At 63.2% G+C, this 16,989-nt stretch carries 9 protein-coding genes; 5 read left to right on the top strand and 4 right to left on the bottom strand.

Annotated elements, in window-relative coordinates; all coding sequences use genetic code 11:
* Window positions 1-665 precede the first annotated feature (665 nt).
* Window positions 666-2,282: an esterase/lipase family protein gene (locus AC4D2R_RS09910; RefSeq protein ID WP_490939761.1), complete on the bottom strand. Its 1,617-nt coding sequence runs from the start codon at window positions 2,280-2,282 to the stop codon at window positions 666-668.
* A gap of 621 nt (window positions 2,283-2,903) precedes the next feature.
* On the opposite strand from AC4D2R_RS09910, the gene AC4D2R_RS09915 reads away from it, so the two are divergent.
* The gene (locus AC4D2R_RS09915) at window positions 2,904-3,377 is read left to right on the top strand and encodes a hypothetical protein (RefSeq protein ID WP_490939763.1); all 474 of its coding nucleotides are present in this window, start codon (window positions 2,904-2,906) and stop codon (window positions 3,375-3,377) included.
* 29 nt (window positions 3,378-3,406) lie between these two features.
* On the opposite strand, the gene AC4D2R_RS09920 is transcribed toward AC4D2R_RS09915, so the two are convergent.
* Complete coding sequence (locus AC4D2R_RS09920; RefSeq protein ID WP_490939765.1) at window positions 3,407-5,224, bottom strand: glycoside hydrolase family 15 protein; 1,818 nt, start codon at window positions 5,222-5,224, stop codon at window positions 3,407-3,409.
* 237 nt (window positions 5,225-5,461) lie between these two features.
* Here AC4D2R_RS09920 and AC4D2R_RS09925 point away from each other — a divergent pair, with 237 nt between their 5' ends.
* Entirely contained in the window at window positions 5,462-8,353 is a 2,892-nt protein-coding gene (locus AC4D2R_RS09925) for an ATP-binding protein (protein WP_490939767.1), read from the top strand.
* A 498-nt stretch (window positions 8,354-8,851) separates the two neighbouring features.
* The gene (locus AC4D2R_RS09930) at window positions 8,852-9,127 is read left to right on the top strand and encodes a hypothetical protein (protein WP_490939769.1); all 276 of its coding nucleotides are present in this window, start codon (window positions 8,852-8,854) and stop codon (window positions 9,125-9,127) included.
* Window positions 9,128-10,021: 894 nt separating this feature from the next.
* Here the strand turns inward: AC4D2R_RS09930 and AC4D2R_RS09935 are convergent.
* Entirely contained in the window at window positions 10,022-10,456 is a 435-nt protein-coding gene (locus AC4D2R_RS09935) for a peptidase inhibitor family I36 protein (protein WP_490939771.1), read from the bottom strand.
* A 557-nt stretch (window positions 10,457-11,013) separates the two neighbouring features.
* On the opposite strand from AC4D2R_RS09935, the gene AC4D2R_RS09940 reads away from it, so the two are divergent.
* The gene (locus tag AC4D2R_RS09940; RefSeq protein WP_490939773.1) at window positions 11,014-11,154 is read left to right on the top strand and encodes a hypothetical protein; all 141 of its coding nucleotides are present in this window, start codon (window positions 11,014-11,016) and stop codon (window positions 11,152-11,154) included.
* Window positions 11,155-11,746: 592 nt separating this feature from the next.
* Here AC4D2R_RS09940 and AC4D2R_RS09945 read toward each other — a convergent pair.
* The gene (locus tag AC4D2R_RS09945) at window positions 11,747-13,105 is read right to left on the bottom strand and encodes a hypothetical protein (protein ID WP_490939775.1); all 1,359 of its coding nucleotides are present in this window, start codon (window positions 13,103-13,105) and stop codon (window positions 11,747-11,749) included.
* 660 nt (window positions 13,106-13,765) lie between these two features.
* Between AC4D2R_RS09945 and AC4D2R_RS09950 the strand changes: the two genes are divergently transcribed.
* Window positions 13,766-16,989, top strand: a 3,224-nt coding sequence (locus AC4D2R_RS09950) for an nSTAND1 domain-containing NTPase (protein ID WP_490939777.1), incomplete at its 3' end; no start/stop codon positions are given.

A 16,989-nucleotide genomic window follows, 5' to 3' on the forward strand; every position in this document is an offset into this window, starting at 1 on the left:
TAAGCGTCGTGCTCCGGCCGGTCGCGGTAGATGACTTTGAAGACGTTCCCACCAGCAGGGCTTCATTTTAAGAGGATGAGCGGTGAGAACTTACAGCTAGAGGACATGCCCTCCGCAGTGATCGAGCGGGGGATGAATGGTCATAGTCGTGTGGGTTAGTGAGCCGGCACCGCGGTAGGTGGCACCTGTTCGCTCTCGGAGCTGCCGTCACCACCGCCCAGCTGGCTGGTCAGGCGGCCCGCGAGGATTTCCTGCGCACCCAGCGGCTGGAAACGTATTCCGCTGCGCTCACTGACGCCCAGATGTTCGAAATCTCAGCCCAGGTCTACACCGCGGCCCTGCAGAATCCCGGGGCGTCCCCGGAGGAGGTAGCCGATGCACGAAACGACTTCGAGGAAAGCTACCGGCAGCGGTGTCCTCCACGTAAAGTGCCAGGGTCATCGCCCCCGATGATGTCCGGCCGTAAACGAGGAAATCGGGATACTGCTCGATTGGACCTACCGCATGGTCAGCGCCGCATCCCCGGAGACAATTGCCGCCTCTATTCGGTCCCGTGACCGAGACATCACCGCCCTGACCACTAGGTTTTCGGACGTGGCCCGGAAGGAAGTTTCAGACGCACCCCGGCGCTAAGCTGCCTCGGCTGCCCGAACGCAGGCCCGCGGTCAGTCGGGACAGGTGCGTGGGGTGACGGTCAGCCGCAGACACGCGTGTCCACCCAGGAGCTGGTGTGCAACGGACGGAACTGGAATCTCTCCGCACCAGTAGTCCTTTGCGGCCGCGCGGTCCAGTACTTTCTCCTGCTCGGCCGGTATCCAGTCCCGCACCGCGCCGAAGATCGTGCTGTTCCACGTGGCCCAGCATTGCGGCACGGGTCCCCGGTCGCCGGGCTCGATGTCCACAATCAAGGTGTCCTGCCAGTCTTCGGTTTGTTCAAGGTGATCCTCGAAGAGGAATCCTTCCCGTTCTTCCTCGATCGAGAGCAGCCTCAGTTTCAGCGCGTACCGCAGCCGGGCCCGGTGTTGGGCGCGGGCGGGGCGGGGGGCAGACGACGAAAGGAAAGTGGTGAACAGCGGTGTCGGGGTGTCAATGGAGTCCGTCAGGGCATGCCGTTCGATCAGGATGGGGCAGTGATGGGCGGCGCTTTGTTCGTGCATGAGCACCGGCAGGCCCCTGACCGCCAACCCGACGTCGAGTTGGAACTCGACCTTCTCCGACACGCCCTGCGCCACCGTGAGCCCCACTAGGTCGATCCGTACCTGAAGGTCGCCGAAGAGGAAGCGCTGCAGGTTCTGATATCCCTCTTCGGAGTTGACGATGCCGTATCTGCCGCTGTGGCTGCGGTGGACGACGGCCCGGTGCGCGTCCCGGACAGCGGCTGCTTCAACCTGAACTAGCCCGTCACTACGGGCGCCCACAGCCCGGGAGGACAGACCATAGGCGACGTCGTAGTCTTCCGGGTTCGACCCCACGAGGCAGAACAGCCGCTCCACCGGGAACCCGTCCGCGGGCATGGCGGCAGGCTCGAAGTCCTCCGGTGCCGCGGACCCCGGAGCGGCCCCCGGCGTTAAATATTCGTACATGCGGTCTGGACCGAAGATGTTCGAGCCTTGAAATCCGGTGGCGTCCCGGATGCGTTCAAGCAACCCGTACCCGAGGGCGAAACTGATTCCGCCATGCGGTGTGGCATAGGTGAAGACGCGGGAAACAAAGCGGGCTCCGGCAGCCGGATCGACTCCGCCGCCGTCCGCCGTCGCTTCGGGAATGATGCGCTGCAGCACCGACCGGCAGACAAGCCCGCCCATCGAATGGGCGACGAGGAAGACCTTCGGCGCTCCGGTCCTATCGATCACGAGCTGGATCAGCGCGAACAAGTCCCGTGCCGCGTTCTCAAGGGAAAATTCTTCGGGATGCTCGGCGAAAGTGGAAGCAGAAACGTCATAGAACCGGTGGATCCAGACCGTTGCAGAATCGATTGAACCACGTTCGGCCTTCTGCAGGAACGCCCGCTGGTTGCCGTAGACCGGAACTTTGTACTCCTGGTCGGTTATCAGGCGCAGCATGGGTGATTCGAACTGGTGGAACCGGGGTTCTCCATGACCGTCGGCTCTTACATGGACCGATCCTTGGCTGAAGCCGTAAAAGGGATCATCCACGGCCGTGTTGATGCCCGAGCCTCCCCCGGCGAAGCCGCGCACGTAAATGATGGGCAACTTACCCCTGCTCGTATACGCCATGACGTCGATCCCCTCGGGCCGGACCCCCACGTGAGCAACGCACATCCATGCATAACTCCGCCAGTATGCGGGAATCTTACTCCCGGGCGGGAACCCAGTCACAGGCCCTGCGGGGTGGAGGCGCCCGTGCTGGCCGTTCTCCATCAGGGCGGGCCAGTTGCGGTCTCAGGCGTCCTCCGGACAGCGCGCCCAAAGCACGCCCACGGATGCGTATTGACATGTCATATGCACTGGTGGCGGCTGCGCTCCTCCCTTAACCGCGGGGGTGAGCGGCCCTCCGGCGAGGGACGGCACCCGAGCTCCCGGCCGGGGATCAGGGGACTTTCAATACCTTGTTCCGGACTCGAAGCTGAACTTTGAGCCTCCACCAAGGCTTTATTTATTCTTCAGATCCGTTCCTGCGCGGAAACGTCCAAAGCTGCCTGCTTCATGGTCTGCGCCGGCTGGTTGGGTTGGCTGTGTACGGCAAGCTTCGGGTATCAGCGCCGGGCGCAAAGGATGCAGTGCAGGAGTGGCCTCGACGAGGGCATAGGTCACCTTTCATTCTCTGCGCACCCAAAACTGAGGAGCTAAGAGAACGCGAACCGATCCTGAAGCGGGACCGGCTAGTTTGGCCTCAGAAGAGCTCCCTCGGCCCACACGCCACGCACTAAGGAGGCGTCCATCATGACGATCGATATTGGTATTCCGGCTCCAGCGCATATTCTGCCGGCCATGTCTCAGGATGCTGGTCCGTCAGCCTCTGTCCTGCCATCCTTCGAACCCATGGAAACCGGCGGGCTCCATGCGGCGGAGGTGGGAACTTTGGAGCGCACTTGGACCAGACAACAGCTGATCTGCGTGGGGAAAATGGAGGAGACCGTGCAGCGGCATCCGGAGTACCGGCGGGCTCTCGTTGAGCTGATGGATCAAAGAGCCTGCCCTGACGACTCTCTGGTCAGGTCGATGGTGGCCCATGTGATGGGGCAGGTGGCAGGGACCTATTACATAGTCGCTGCTCTCCATTTGGCCCAACTCGCCCTGCTCTTTCCTCAGGTCCTATCGCCCGTCCAATTCTCACTTCTGCTTGCCCCTCTACAAGCGGGTTTGGCGTACCCCACGGCAGACGTGACCCTTATTCTGCAGGCTCCCGCTGCTTGATTTGGTCTGCTTGCCAAGCGACGTCTCGCCTAATCCGTGTCTCGATCCCGGGCAACAGAGTTCAGCGCATCTGCCGCTCTGATGAGGGCCAGGTGGGAGAACGCCTGCGGGTAGTTTCCTGCCATCCGGTCAGTGACGGTGTCGTATTCCTCGCTGAGCAGGCCTAGATCCCCGCCCATGCGGACGAGTCGTCCCATGAGCTCTGTCGCTTCGATAAGTCGTCCCGTTCGGGCGTACTGTTCCACGAGCCAGAAGGAACAGGCAAGAAACGGGTATTCTCCGGGTTCGAGACCATCGGCGCATGCGTCGGTTCGGTAGCGTAACAGTAGTCCCCCGGTGTTCAGGAGGTCCTGTTCCAGGAGATTGACCGTTCCGAGCATTTTGGGATCCTCGAAGTTGATGAACCCGACGTGTGGAAGTACCAGCAGGGATGCATCGACCTCAGTGCTGTCGTAGGTCTGGGTGAAGGAAGCGAGGGACTGGTTGTAGCCGTGCTCGAGTATTTCTGCCTTGAGGCGTTCTCTCAGTTTCTTCCATCGCTCCGCAGGCCCGTCAAGGCCGTACTTTTCGACTGCATGTACTCCGCAGTCCATGGCGGCCCACATCAGTGCGCGGGAGTGCGTGAAGTGCTTTTTCTCGCCCCGCATTTCCCAGATGCCGTGGTCCTTGCGGGCGATGTTGTCTTCCACGAAATAGAGCATCTGGCGTTGCAGTGGCCAAGAGAAATGATCTTCATGCCCGCCAAGGTCGCGCAGTTTTTGCAGGGCCACCAGCACTTCTCCCGCGACATCGGCCTGATATTGCATTACGGCGCCGTTTCCCCGTCGTACAGGGGACGAATTTTCGTAGCCGGGCAGGTGCGGAAGGGTGCGCTCTTCAATCTCGCGTTCACCGGCTAACCCGTACATGATCTGCAGGTCGTGGGGATCACCTGCCACAGCGCGGAGCAGCCAGTTCCGCCACAGGAGTGCCTCCTTCCGGTAGCCATGGGTCATCATGGCCTCAAGGGTCAACGCTGCGTCGCGCAGCCAGCAGTAGCGGTAGTCCCAGTTGCGGCTCCCACCGAACTGTTCCGGCAGCGAAGTCGTGGGAGCTGCCACGATGCCACCTGTTTCCTCATACGTCAGCGCCCGCAGAAGTAACAGGGAGCGCTCCACTGCTGCATCGTACCCACCCTGCTTGGATCGTCTGCCGGCCCACCGCGTCCAATCGGTGCTTGTTGCCCGTAGGGCTGCCTCAGTATTGATGCGCGGAGGAGGGATCTGGTGGGAGGGATAACCGGTCAGCTGAAAATCTACGCTCTGGCCTGCTCGGATGAGGAAGTCGTTTGCATGGGATCGGTCAAGACCTGGGCAGGGCAGAGCATCCCCTCGAAGAACCACGGCGTATGCGCCGGCTGTTGCCACGATGGCTTGTCCATCATCATCGTGTATCCGTTGCACCCATGGGATGACGTCTCCATAGTTGAACCTGAACCGAATCTCCTGATGCATGCCCACGCTCCCCGCGAGCCCTTCAATTCTCCGTATCAGGGAGTTGCCGGTGCCGCCCATGGGCATGAATTCGGTAATGACGATCTCGCCGGTGTGCGTTCGCCAGTGGGAATCCAGGATGAATGTTGAGGACCGGTACTTCCGCTCGATCAGGATGGGAGCGGCGGGCGGATTGCCGTGGACCGCCGGGGCTATAAGCCAGCGGCCATGGTTTTGGGTGCCGACCAAAGCACTGAAAATGGAGGCGGAGTCAAAGCGCGGAAAGCAAAACCAGTCGATGCTCCCACCCCTTGAGATGAGTGCGCCGGTCCTAAGGTCGGAGATGTACCCGTATTCCTCGATCCGCGAGGCCATGGATCAGCCTAACCCTAGGCATCGGTGATGCACCACGGGGTAAGCAGACACATGACGGCGGTTACGCAACGATCTCCTGCGCTCACCCCATGCGCAGGCTGCGGTGTTGCCCCATCGGGCTCTATCCAGAGCACCGACAAATACGTATGGTAGCTATACCAAGTTGTCCGGCATCTCTTCGTGCCCTGGATGCTTCCGCATGCATGCCGCAGCGCAACGCCGGCAAGGAGGAGGCTCATGGAGTTTCGAGTTCTCGGCGGCCTCGAGGTGGATGACGCAGGAAAGGCCATCGCGCTCGGGCCTCGGCTGAAGTTTCTGTTGGCCATCCTCTTGGCACGGCGGGGTGATATCGTTTCGGCTGACTATCTGATCGATGCCCTGTGGGCCGAATCCCCACCCTCTAATGCACGCGCCCTGCTCCATGTCCGGGTCTCGGAGCTGCGCCGCTCCTTGGGCGGCGGTGCGGCATCCTACGCGGGAATCACTACCCATACCGCCGGATACAAACTTCTGGTCGACCCCGGGCAGGTTGACTGTGACAGATTTGAGTCGCTATGCGTGGAGGGGCGAGCGGCACTTGCACGGGGGGATTATGACACCGCATATGCGTCCCTCGGCCAAGCCCTTGCGCTGTGGAGAGGAACGCCCTTTAAGGAGTTCCAGAACGAGGCCTTTGCGCAACCAGCAATCGCCCATTACGGCGGACTGTTTGTGGATGCGCACGAGGATCGGTTCGCCGCCGCCCTCGCCCTGGGCCAACACGGTGAGGTGCTCAGGGGCATCCCGCCGCTCCTGACCGGCCACCCGCTCCGGGAAGGTCTCTGGTCCAAGCTCATCCTGGCCCAGTACCGTTGTGGCCGGCAGGGGGAAGCACTGGAAACGTACCAGAAAGTGAAGGCCCTGCTGTCGGACACTCTGGGCATCGACCCCGGAAAGGAACTGCAACAGCTCTACCTGCAGATACTGAACCAGGATCCCGTACTCGACCCGCCGCACACCGAGCCTCCTGTACCTGCCGTCCCTGCCTGCGCCGTTCCACCATCAAACCTTCCTGCCCCGCTGACTGCCTTCATCGGACGGTCATGGGAACTCAATGAAGTGCAGGCCATGATCGGGGAACGTCGCCTGGTCACGCTCCTGGGGAGCGGAGGAACGGGTAAGAGCCGGTTGGCGGTTGAGGCCGCACGGGCGGTGCTTGCGGATTTCGGCGGCGGAGTCTGGTTCGCGGAACTACCTCCTTTGCAGCAGCCCGGCATCACCGTTCGGGCCATTGCCCGGTGCATGGGTCTGAGCGAACACCCCGCAATCCCCCTGGAACAGGTGGTGCAGGACTCCCTGTCCGCCGGCAGAGTTCTTGTGATCCTCGATAACTGCGAGCACCTAGTTGAGGAAGTCGCAGGCCTGGTGCACCGCCTGCTCCAGGCGTGCCCCGAGCTGTCGATCCTGGTGACAAGCCAGGAGCGTCTTGGTGTTCCCGGGGAAGCCCTGTGCGTCATGCAGGGCCTGTCGGTGCCGGGACCCGGCACCACTGACCCGCTTTCAATAATGGAGTACGACGCCGTACGGTTGCTGATCGACCGTGCATCAGCAGTCAGGCCGGGTTTCCGCCTGAACGAGGGCAACTCGAACGCGGTGGCGCAGATCTGCCGCACCTTGGATGGATTGCCCCTGGCGATCGAGCTGGCGGCCGCTCTGGTTAATGTTCTGGATGTTTCTCAGATCGCCGGGCGGCTCACTGACCGGTTCCAGCTGCTGGCAAGGTCTACGCGCGATCCGCTGGCGCGGCACCAGACCCTCCGGGCGGCTCTGGAGTGGAGCTACGGGTTGCTCACTGCTGCGGAGCAGCGGCTGTTCAGGAGCGTCTCGGTTTTCGTGGGCGGGTTTTCCCTCGATGCGGCCGAGGCCGTATGTGGGGACACAGACGAGGGCCCGGGCGCGGTGGTCATCACGTTGACCTGTCTGGTGGACAAGTCACTGATCATCAGTGAAGACGATGCCGAATCCGGTCGGCGCTACAAGGTCCTGGACAGCCTCCGTATCTTCGGCCTGGACCGACTCAGATGGTCGGATGAACTGGACTCGGTCCGCGCCAGGCATACCCGCTACTACCTGGCCCTGGCCGAAGAAGCCGCGGCATGGCTTCGGCACTCGGAACAGGAAAGTTGGCTTCACCGTCTCGAGTTGGAACACGACAACATTCGCGCAGCCCTGGAATGCTCCCTGGGCAGCCAGGATGCGGAGACCGCGGCACGTATCGTGGGCTCCATTTATCCCCTGTGGGACCTGCACGGGCACTACCGCGAGGGACGCCGGTGGATGGCACTGGTACTCCGATCCAGCGTTTCGGCAGAAGCGCGCACCAAAGTGTTGCTCGGCCTGGCAACCCTGGCCACTTTGCAAGGAGACCGCGAAAATGCGGCCACTGCCTGCGGGGAGGCTGCAGAACTGGCCCGGAACACCGGGGACCGTGCCTCTCTGGCCCATGCTCTGCAGTACCTCGGGCTCTCCCTGATGTACGCGGGCGAGTATGCAGCCGCTGAGGAAACCCTTGGTGAGTCGCTGGAAAACGCCCTCGCCGTGGGGGATGTTTGGCTGGAGAGCTGGGCGTACGTATTCCTCGCCGCTGTCGCTGTCTCCCGCGGACACTACGGACGCGCCAAGCGTCTCGCCGGGCAGTTCCTGGCGACGCCCGATTCCCATCGGGATGCGGTAGCCGTCGGCTGGGCGAACCTTATCCTTGGTGCCAGCAACTGGTACGGCGGCGAGCGGGATGTCGCAATCTTGTTCTTGAATCGGGGGTTCCACCTGTTCAATGAGCTGGGGGCGATGTGGGGATTGTCCGTCGGATTCTTCCTCGCATCCCAGTTGGCGGGGGCCCGCGGAGACATACAACAGCAGGTGGCCTTAATGTCGGCGGGAGAACAACTCCGGACCGAGATAGGCGTCGGACTGTTTCCCTTCATGATCGGCTGGATTGCGGAGGCCGGCAAAGACGCACGGAACGTCGTGGGGCGGGACGTCTTCGACCAGTGCTGGGCGACAGGCCGGGCATTGCCCTTTGACGCCGCCCTCGCGTCGGCACACAGAGAATATTCCCTCGCCACTCAATCCCTGCCCACATCCGAGTAGCCCCCATGTATTGCCTGTTTCGGCCCCTTGCCCCGGCTCTGAAGAAAAAGTGAATAAGTTTTGAAGTCGCGCTGGCTACCTTGTGGAGCGTAGTCGAAAACATGGGCAGCGGAACCATCCCGCCCCGCTCAGGTTACGGCTGCAGCCATTCCGCAACCATTGCTCACCCAATGGGCGCCGGGTTGGTTCAAATCAACAACCTCACAAGTCCGGAGATTCGACATGACAACGAATTACGTCCCAGAGACAAAAGCATCTTCCCGCCTTGGCCGTCCCCGTCGGACGGTGGCAACCGCGGCCGCGGCATTGGCCCTCGCAATGGGAGCACTGCCACTTGTGACAGCTCCCGCGGCGAACGCGGCAGCGTCGGCGACTATCGGCCCGTGCACCGTGACAGCTGGAAAGCCGTATGCCACGGGACAACTTACCGGTTCGGGCAAAAAGTTGGTCGCTTACCCCATCAGCGCCAAGTGCACCAGAAGCGACATCAAAGTGATCATGCAGCAGATCATCATGGAGGACGATCCGGACACATGGCCCAGTAGCAACGACGTTCAAAAGGGCTGGCACACCCCGAACGGCACTCCCCTGCACTTTGCAACGCCCGGTTCGAAGGCGGTGCAGCCCGTTCCCGAATATCGGCTGACACGCACGCGCGACGATCTTGGAGGGGCAGAAGAAGTCTTTCACCGGGTGAAGTTCTGGGTGAGGTCAAACGGCGTCACGCAGGGACCGGTCGTGGTGTCGAGCGCAAACCGCAGCATTCACCCCTGACAGCAGATGGGGGACGCCACTCGGCGTCCCCGATCTGATCTCTGCATCTTGGCCATCTCAACAGCATTCATGGATGAAAATCCGGCTCCGATAAGTACAGGGCCTTCTCCGAGACGCCACGACGAAGCATGACCCTCAGGGCCGCCTTGTCAGCATCGCTTCCAGCCGTCATAGTGAGGCACCCACACTTTGAAGTCCCGGTCGACCCTAGTCGACTTGGCCGATCCCGGGAGCACAGTGATGCACGGTCCATCGGTAGCGGTGGAAATGACCAAACGAACGCGATCGATTCCGCCGCCACTGCAGTTGAACCACGTCCCATAGATGACCTGCCAACCCCGTGTACGACCTGGGTGTGCGCCGCCGAAATAGTCACCCCCAAAGCCCTTTTCGCCATTTATCCCCGACATGGGCTCGGCTCGGCCGATGCAGGAGATACCGGAACCAGCAGCGGTAGCGCCAACGCAAGGGACGCGACCCCCGCCAGTGCAGTGCGGCGCCAGCTGTGATTCACGCTAGATTTACGCATTTCGTTTCTCCTAGTGTGTAGCGGATCGAGCAGGGTATTTTGTTTGAAATGAGTGCCACTTTGTCCCGTACGGGCCCGCACCCTTTTTCTGTCATCTGGATGACTGGCATTTCATGCTCCTTCTATTTAGATCCGTCTGGGCTGAGTGAGTCTGATGGCCACGCCTGCCGATCAAATTGGTCGCGAAGTTGTCGCCGATCGGCTTTGAGGCAAAATGATCTGCAATCCCCGTCCCGCTAACGCACTTAGGGAGCGTTACCTATGGTGACGAGTGCCGTCTGCGACTGGTGCCCGTTGGGCCCGTCAAGTCGCATCTAGCCGAGTCGGGAAGGCACCATCCGGGTTACCTCCGAACGAGTGGGTCATCAGCAGCGCGATAGGGAGCTGACCTTGTCGTTGAAGCCAGTCAGGTTACCCTGATCACCGGCCACTATGCCGATGGGCCTGCCAGTGAACCTTGTCTCCGGGTAGAGGCACCAAATAGAGGTGGTTCGGTTCCAGTATGACGAGGCCTTGTCGTTGAAGTTGCGCCCTTCGATGTCTCTTAAGTCTCGCGACCCCACCGCGAAGTAGGCGAAGCGCCCCTGACCGTTGGCGTGCTCAAATACGCACATCCTGCCGGCGGGGCACCTATGATAGCCAGCCGCTGTAACCGAAGCCGGCGGCTGGCTGGCAGCCGCGGCGGAGGCGGCGCTGGAGGCCACCGGGCTGGCAGCCACTGCGACGGCGAGCGTGAGGAGCGCCAGTGCGGACGCGGCTCGGGAAGGTTTTCCTGTGGTATTTACGCTGAATTTACGCATTTCGTTTCTCCTAGTGTGTGTGCCGGATCAAGCAAGGTATTGATTTGATATGCCTGCCATTTTGTCCCGTACGGTCCGCACCTTTTTTGCTGTCTGGATGACTGGCATTTCATGCTCCTTCTAATCGGTCGAATTGGATGTGCAGTGAAGGTCATGGCACCAATTTCTTTCTGCGTTTTCTGCCGGTTGTGAATGAGAACCCGCACAGCTGCGTTGTTGCGGCGCTTCTCGTGACGGCGTTTGCAGGGCAACCAGCGAGGTGCGACTTTTTTCGTTGGATGCTCATATGGATATCTTGAAAAAGTTGTCCGGTGTCGGGTCGTCGAGGCTAGACAATCAACTTTGGACAATGAGAACGGGGGGATCTCGCTCGTGCCCCGGCTCAAGAGGCCCTGCATTGGACCGGCACTGTCCTGTCGGCCTTCAACGCCGAGCTTTCAACGCCGAGTTTTAGGGGGGAGTCACCCGAGCCGGAGCGGCGCCGGATGTGGTGCTGGACGCCACGCACGGGTGGTACTGGCGGTCAGGGTGCTGCAGTTTGGAGACGGATGCACCTAGTGCACCCGTTGAAAGGTGGGACGTTCGCTCATCGGGCGAAGAACGATGTGCGCGACGCGACCGACCCGTTCGTTCTCGCCGGCACCGAACCCCTGGAGTGGCAGCAGCTGCCCGTGCCGTATGCGGCGCGCTTCGCCTAGCTGCGGCGGCTGATCGCCCTGTTCAAGTTCGAGATCGAGGTGTTCGCCCGGCTGGTGCAGGGCCGCCCGCTGCAGACGAGGGCTGCCAGGCCGTGCAGATAAGACATGTATCGATTTTGTGGTGCGGTGTTCGTGGACGAGATCGGTGGCGTCCACCGCTTCAACACAACCGGCCTCGCTCACCCAGACGGTTGGGGCTCGCCCCGGAGCATCACGAATCCGACGCCCACATCCACGGCGGCCGCATCATCAATCCTGGCTCCTTGCTGGTGCACGGGGTCGCGGTCGAGTCGGTGCAGCTGCTATGCACCACAGTCGGCGGAAAGGGATCGCGTCGCCAACCGCCTCCGCCGCAACATCGCTGTCGCCGCAGCCACCGCCACCACTTAAAACCCGTCAACAAGACGGAGTACGAACTACGGGTTACGTAACCGGCACCTCCTTGCGTTGTACACCACCCACATCGGTATGAGCCGCACGAACTAGCCGCCGCAGGTGCTGCAAGGCATGACCCCACCATCGGCGCGGTCGCCGCATCTGACTGGCCCCAACGGCGCAGCATGGGACACCCCGTTGTCCGGTAGGAGTGCCGCTACAGGGTTCGTAACTGCGGGTGGGTGCGCCGGAAGTCGACGAGCGCCTGCGCCTGGGAAAACCGTTGGATCGGGATGGTCGCCCCGAGGATCTCGAAGCCGAGTTGATGCTTTTGGCGTGGTTTGGTGTCGGCGTCGATGGGATGCGGCTGGCCAGGGTCGAACACCTGATAGACGGTGTGCAGCTCGACGTAGGGGAATTGCTCATACGTCAGCTGCAGCATTCTGCCGATGAAGTCGGCGGCCTTGGCTTTAAGATCCGGGTATCGCAGCGCAGCGGGTGAGGCGGGGATTTCGGGGTGCAGCGGGCCCGCCGACGTTACGTCACGGGTCGGGTGACCGATGCTGACGCCACCGGCCGGACCGCCCTGGTCCACGTCGTCGGCGCCCCAGCCCTGTTCGGTGAACCACATCCCGATGTCGTGGTTGTGAGCGAGCATGACCTCGCGGACGGCCGGGACGCCGAGCGCGATGCGGTACCTCTTCTGATTGTCCGGCGTCTGGTCCGGCAGGAGGTCGGTCGCCTCGGGCGGGACACTTTGCCGTCCCTGGTACGGGTGCACGCCGAGCTTGTCGCAGTGGCGTCGAAGGTTGAAGTCCTCGTAGCACTGCCTGATCCACACGTGGTCGCACTGGGAGACGTTCGCTCCGATGACTTTGGCTGTCGGCTGGGCGGCTTTGGTCGCCGCGTATCCCGCGGTCAGGAGCGGCATGTAATAGGTCGGGGTGTTTCGTCCCCGGCCGGCGAAGCCGGTCAGGTTCGGCTCGTTCCAGATTTCGTACTCGTCGACCCAGGTGGCGACTCTGGGCACTAGCCAGGTCATGAACTCGCCGAAGAGGTGGCTGTGGGTCAGGTCGGGGAGTTGCTTGGCGTTGTCGTAGAGTTTTGTCTGCTCCGGTGTCGGGTTGACCGGCGGGGGGATCTGGGACGGCCGGGCGTACTTCGGCGACTGGTGAAGGCACAGGTAGGCCTTGAGTTCCACCGCCGCGAGGTAGCTGAGCACGTTCCTGAGGCGGATCAGATACCACCACGTGTCCGGTGGATGCCCGTAGCTGTTGGCGTTCGGGTAAAAGGTCGACCATCCCACGTCCACCCGCACCCGGGTGACGCTGTTGGGCTCATCCACGTTCAAAGCCGCGACAGCGTCGATGTGTGCTTTCATCTGCCCGGTCAACGAGTGGTCGCGGTTGAAGTAGGGCAGGAACATGTGCAGGTGTACCGCCTGCTGCGGGGCCGCAAGGGGAACGGGTATCGTTTGGTCGTTCCCGGACCCTTCCAGCGGCAAACCACCGCCCTGCTGATCGGCGGCCGCCAAGGGCGACGGACGCCTGCTCGAACCGGTGCTCTCCGAGGACATTCCGACTCCTCAGTTGCCATCAACAGGCCACGTTGCGCCGTGTATTTATCTTCTTACAGCGCGTTTGATGATGCGCGGGCCGCGGTCGTCGACCTCGAGCGACGGTGCCCGGCTAATCCGACAAGACCGGCGAGCAGCTCTCAGTCTAGACTTCCTCGTTTGGCACCGACAGGGGCTAGGAGATTTGTCCTTTCGACGTCCGCTTGAGCGACCGGCCGGCAACCAGCGTCATCAACACCTTTTCGACATTAACTTAACTATGCCGGAACTTGACTATGCCGGGATCAACTTGGCGATGCAGGGACGCCAACCATCCTCCGCGCGTCTACGGCACTACCCCACATCCGCCGGGTCCGGCTACAGCTGAGCTTCGGCCCATGGGGCGGGCTTGTGGCCACATCGCCGCTCTGGAATTTCTAGTGACGCCAAGCGAGGATGCAGCCCTTAACCCTTTCTGCGGGGCAGTGTCCTGTTGGTAAATGGGGCCGGCGCATCGCTGTTCTGGAATAGCTGTTGTACAGCTGGACCGCGTGGAGAACGTCGAAAGGACTACAATCAAGGTAAGAAGATGAGGCGAAGGAATCGCAGATGCCTCGACCTGAACGGCCGCTAGATTTAGGTGACGGCGTACCTCTGGCCTTCGCCTCAGAGTTGCGGCGGTTGCGGGAGAAGGCCGGAACCCCGGGGTACCGGGAGCTGGCCCGGCGTGCTCATTACTCTGCAGCCACGCTGTCCGAGGCTGCGGCGGGGCGCAAGCTGCCCAGCCTCTCGGTCGCATTGGCGTACGTTCAGGCGTGTGGCGGCAACCGTGCTGAGTGGGAGATACGGTGGCGCGATGCCGCCGCCGAGCTGGCTGCCCTCGGCACCGGTCCCGGCGAGACGATCGCAGCCGATGACGCCGGGGCACCGTACGTGGGGTTGGCCGCGTTTCAGCCCGAGGATGCCGAGCGGTTCTTCGGTCGCGAACGCATCCTCGACGAACTGGTGGGCACTCTGGAGCGACATCGTCTGGTCATGGTGTTGGGTGTTTCCGGTTCCGGGAAGTCCTCGCTTCTGCGGGCAGGCCTGCTGCGCCTAGCGCGGAACACCGGGCGGCCGAACGTCCTGTTTACACCGGGACCGCACCCGTTGCAGGAGTGCGCTGTCCAACTCGCCGGGATGCTTGGCACCCTGGCGGGGCCGGTGCATGGCCAGCTTGCCGCGGATCCGGGCAGCCTGCATCTTCTCATCCGGCAGGCAATGGCCGATCACGCCCCGGACGCCGAACTGCTGATCGTCGTGGATCAGTTCGAGGAGGTCTTCACCCTCTGCCGGGACGACCAGGAACGGACCCGGTTCATCGCCGCGTTGGTTTCCGGTATTCGGGCGGATAACAGCCGCGCCCGGGTGGTGCTGGGTGTGCGGGCGGACTTCTATCCGCACTGCACCGAGCATCCCGATCTCATTGAGGCGCTTCGTGTTGCGCAGGTACCGGTGGGTCCGATGAGCACCGACGAGCTGCGGCGGGCAATCAGCCAGCCCGCTACCCGGGCCGGGAACGCCGTCGAGGGAGCACTCCTGGCGGCGTTGGTCGCGGACGCCGCCGGACGGGGCGGGATCCTGCCAATGATGTCCCACGCTTTGCTGGAGACGTGGCGCCGCCGGCGGGGCAACACCCTCACCCTCGCCGGCTACGAAGCGGCCGGCGGTATCCAAGGGGCGCTTACCCAGACCGCCGAGTCGGTGTACCGCAGAATGGACTCCGACCAGCAACGCCGTGCAAAGGAAGTCTTCCAACGACTGATCGCACCCGGGGAAGGAACCGAGGACACCAAGCGCCGGGTAGCTCGCAGCGAGTTCGACGACGGAAACCGCACCACGGCCGAGGTCCTTGACATCCTTGCCCGCGCGCGGTTGCTCACCATGGGTACCGACACCGTCGAGGTCACCCACGAGGCACTCATCAAATGCTGGCCCCGGCTCCGCAGCTGGATCAACGAGGACCGGGAGCTGCTCCGGGCGCATCGGCGGCTCACCGAGGCGGCCGCGGAATGGCACCAGTACGATCGCGACGACGGGCTGCTGTACCGCGGGACGCGGCTTGCCGCCTGGCGGGACCGCAGGCAGGGGCACCTGAACGACCAGGAACGGGACTTCCTGGCGGCCAGCAGTGACCGGGAGCGCAACGAGCTTGAGACGGCCAAGCGGCACAACCACCGGTTGCGTGTACTCAGCGCGGTCCTCGTCCTGCTCCTTGTATTGACGGGGACGGTCGGCTTGCTGGCTGTGCAGCAGAGCCAGGTCGCGCAACAGCGCGGGGACCTCGCGGCGGCGCGGCAGCTCGCCGCCGAAGCGGCGGTGCACGTCGATCAGCAGCCGTTGTCGTTGTTATTGAGCATGGAAAGCCTGCGTCTGGCCTCAACCGACGCGGCGCACGCCGAGCTACTGCAGGGGCTGTTGGAGCCACGGCGCAACGTCCGTGCCCTCACCGGTCACACCGGCCAGGTATACGGCGTAGCGTTCAGTCCCGATAGCAGGATGATCGTCTCCGGCAGCGATGACCGGACGTTGCGGCGGTGGGACACCGCTACCGGCGCCCCCATCGGTCAACCCCTCGCCGGCCACACCGATCATGTCTTGGCGGTTGCGTTCAGCCCCGACGGCACGATGATCGCCTCCGCCGGCCGGGACCGGACGGTGCGGCGGTGGAACGCCGCCACCGGCGCCCCCATCGGTCAACCCCTCGCCGGCCACGACGACCATGTCTACGGACTGGCGTTCAGCCCCGACGGCACGACGATCGTCTCCGGCAGCGATGACCGGACGTTGCGGCGGTGGAACGCCGCTACCGGCGCCCCCATCGGTCAACCCCTCACCGGCCACACCGACCGGGTCAGGGCTGTGGCATTCAGCCCCGACGGCACGACGATCGTCTCCGGCAGCGATGACCGGACGTTGCGGCGGTGGAACGCCGCTACCGGCGCCCCCATTGGCCCACCCCTCGCCGGCCACACCGACTGGGTTACGACGGTGGCATTCAGCCCGGACGGCACGACGATCGCCTCGGGCAGTTCGGACACTACGTTCCGGTTCTGGGACGGGCACACGGGCCAGCCTGTGGGGCCGCCGCCCACCGCGCAGACCGACAAGGTCAGGGCGGTGGCGTTCAGCCCGGACGGCACGACAATTGTCTCGGTTGGCGATGATGGCACGCTGCGGCGGTGGGACGTCATTACCGGCCGGGCATTTGGCCAGCCCCTAATGGGGCATAAGGGTCCAGTTTCGGACGTCGCGCTCAGCCCGGACGGTTCGATGATCGCGTCCGCCAGCCGCGACTGGACGGTCCGGCGGTGGGACACTGTCAGCGGCCCGCCGATAGGTCTCACCGTGACCGGTTACCCAGACCAGGTCGTGAGGGTGGCGTTCAGCCCCGACGGTGCGATGATCGCCTCCGGCAGCAACGACCGAACGGTGCGGAGGTGGGACGCTGCCACCGGCGCACCAATCGGCGCGCCGCTCACCGGCCACACCCTGGCGGTCTTGGCGGTGGCGTTCAGCCCCGACAGCAAGATGATCGTCTCCGTCAGCGAAGATGGAACCGTGCGGCGGTGGGATGCCGCCACCGGCGCACCAATCGGCGGGCCGCTCACCGGTCACACCGGGCAAGTCGTCCGGGTGGCGTTCAGCCCCGACGGTAAGATGATCGCCTCCGCCGGTCAGGACCGAACAGTGCGGCGGTGGAACGCCGCCACCGGCGCCCAGCTCGGGGACCCGCTTAGCGGTCACGGCGACCATGTGCTGGCGGTGGCGTTCAGCCCGGACAGCGCGATGATCGCCTCCGCCGGCCGCGACCGGACGGTGCGGCGGTGGGACGCCGCCACCGGCGTGCCGATCGGGGACCCGCT

This window comes from Arthrobacter sp. TJ-217, assembly GCF_058269255.1.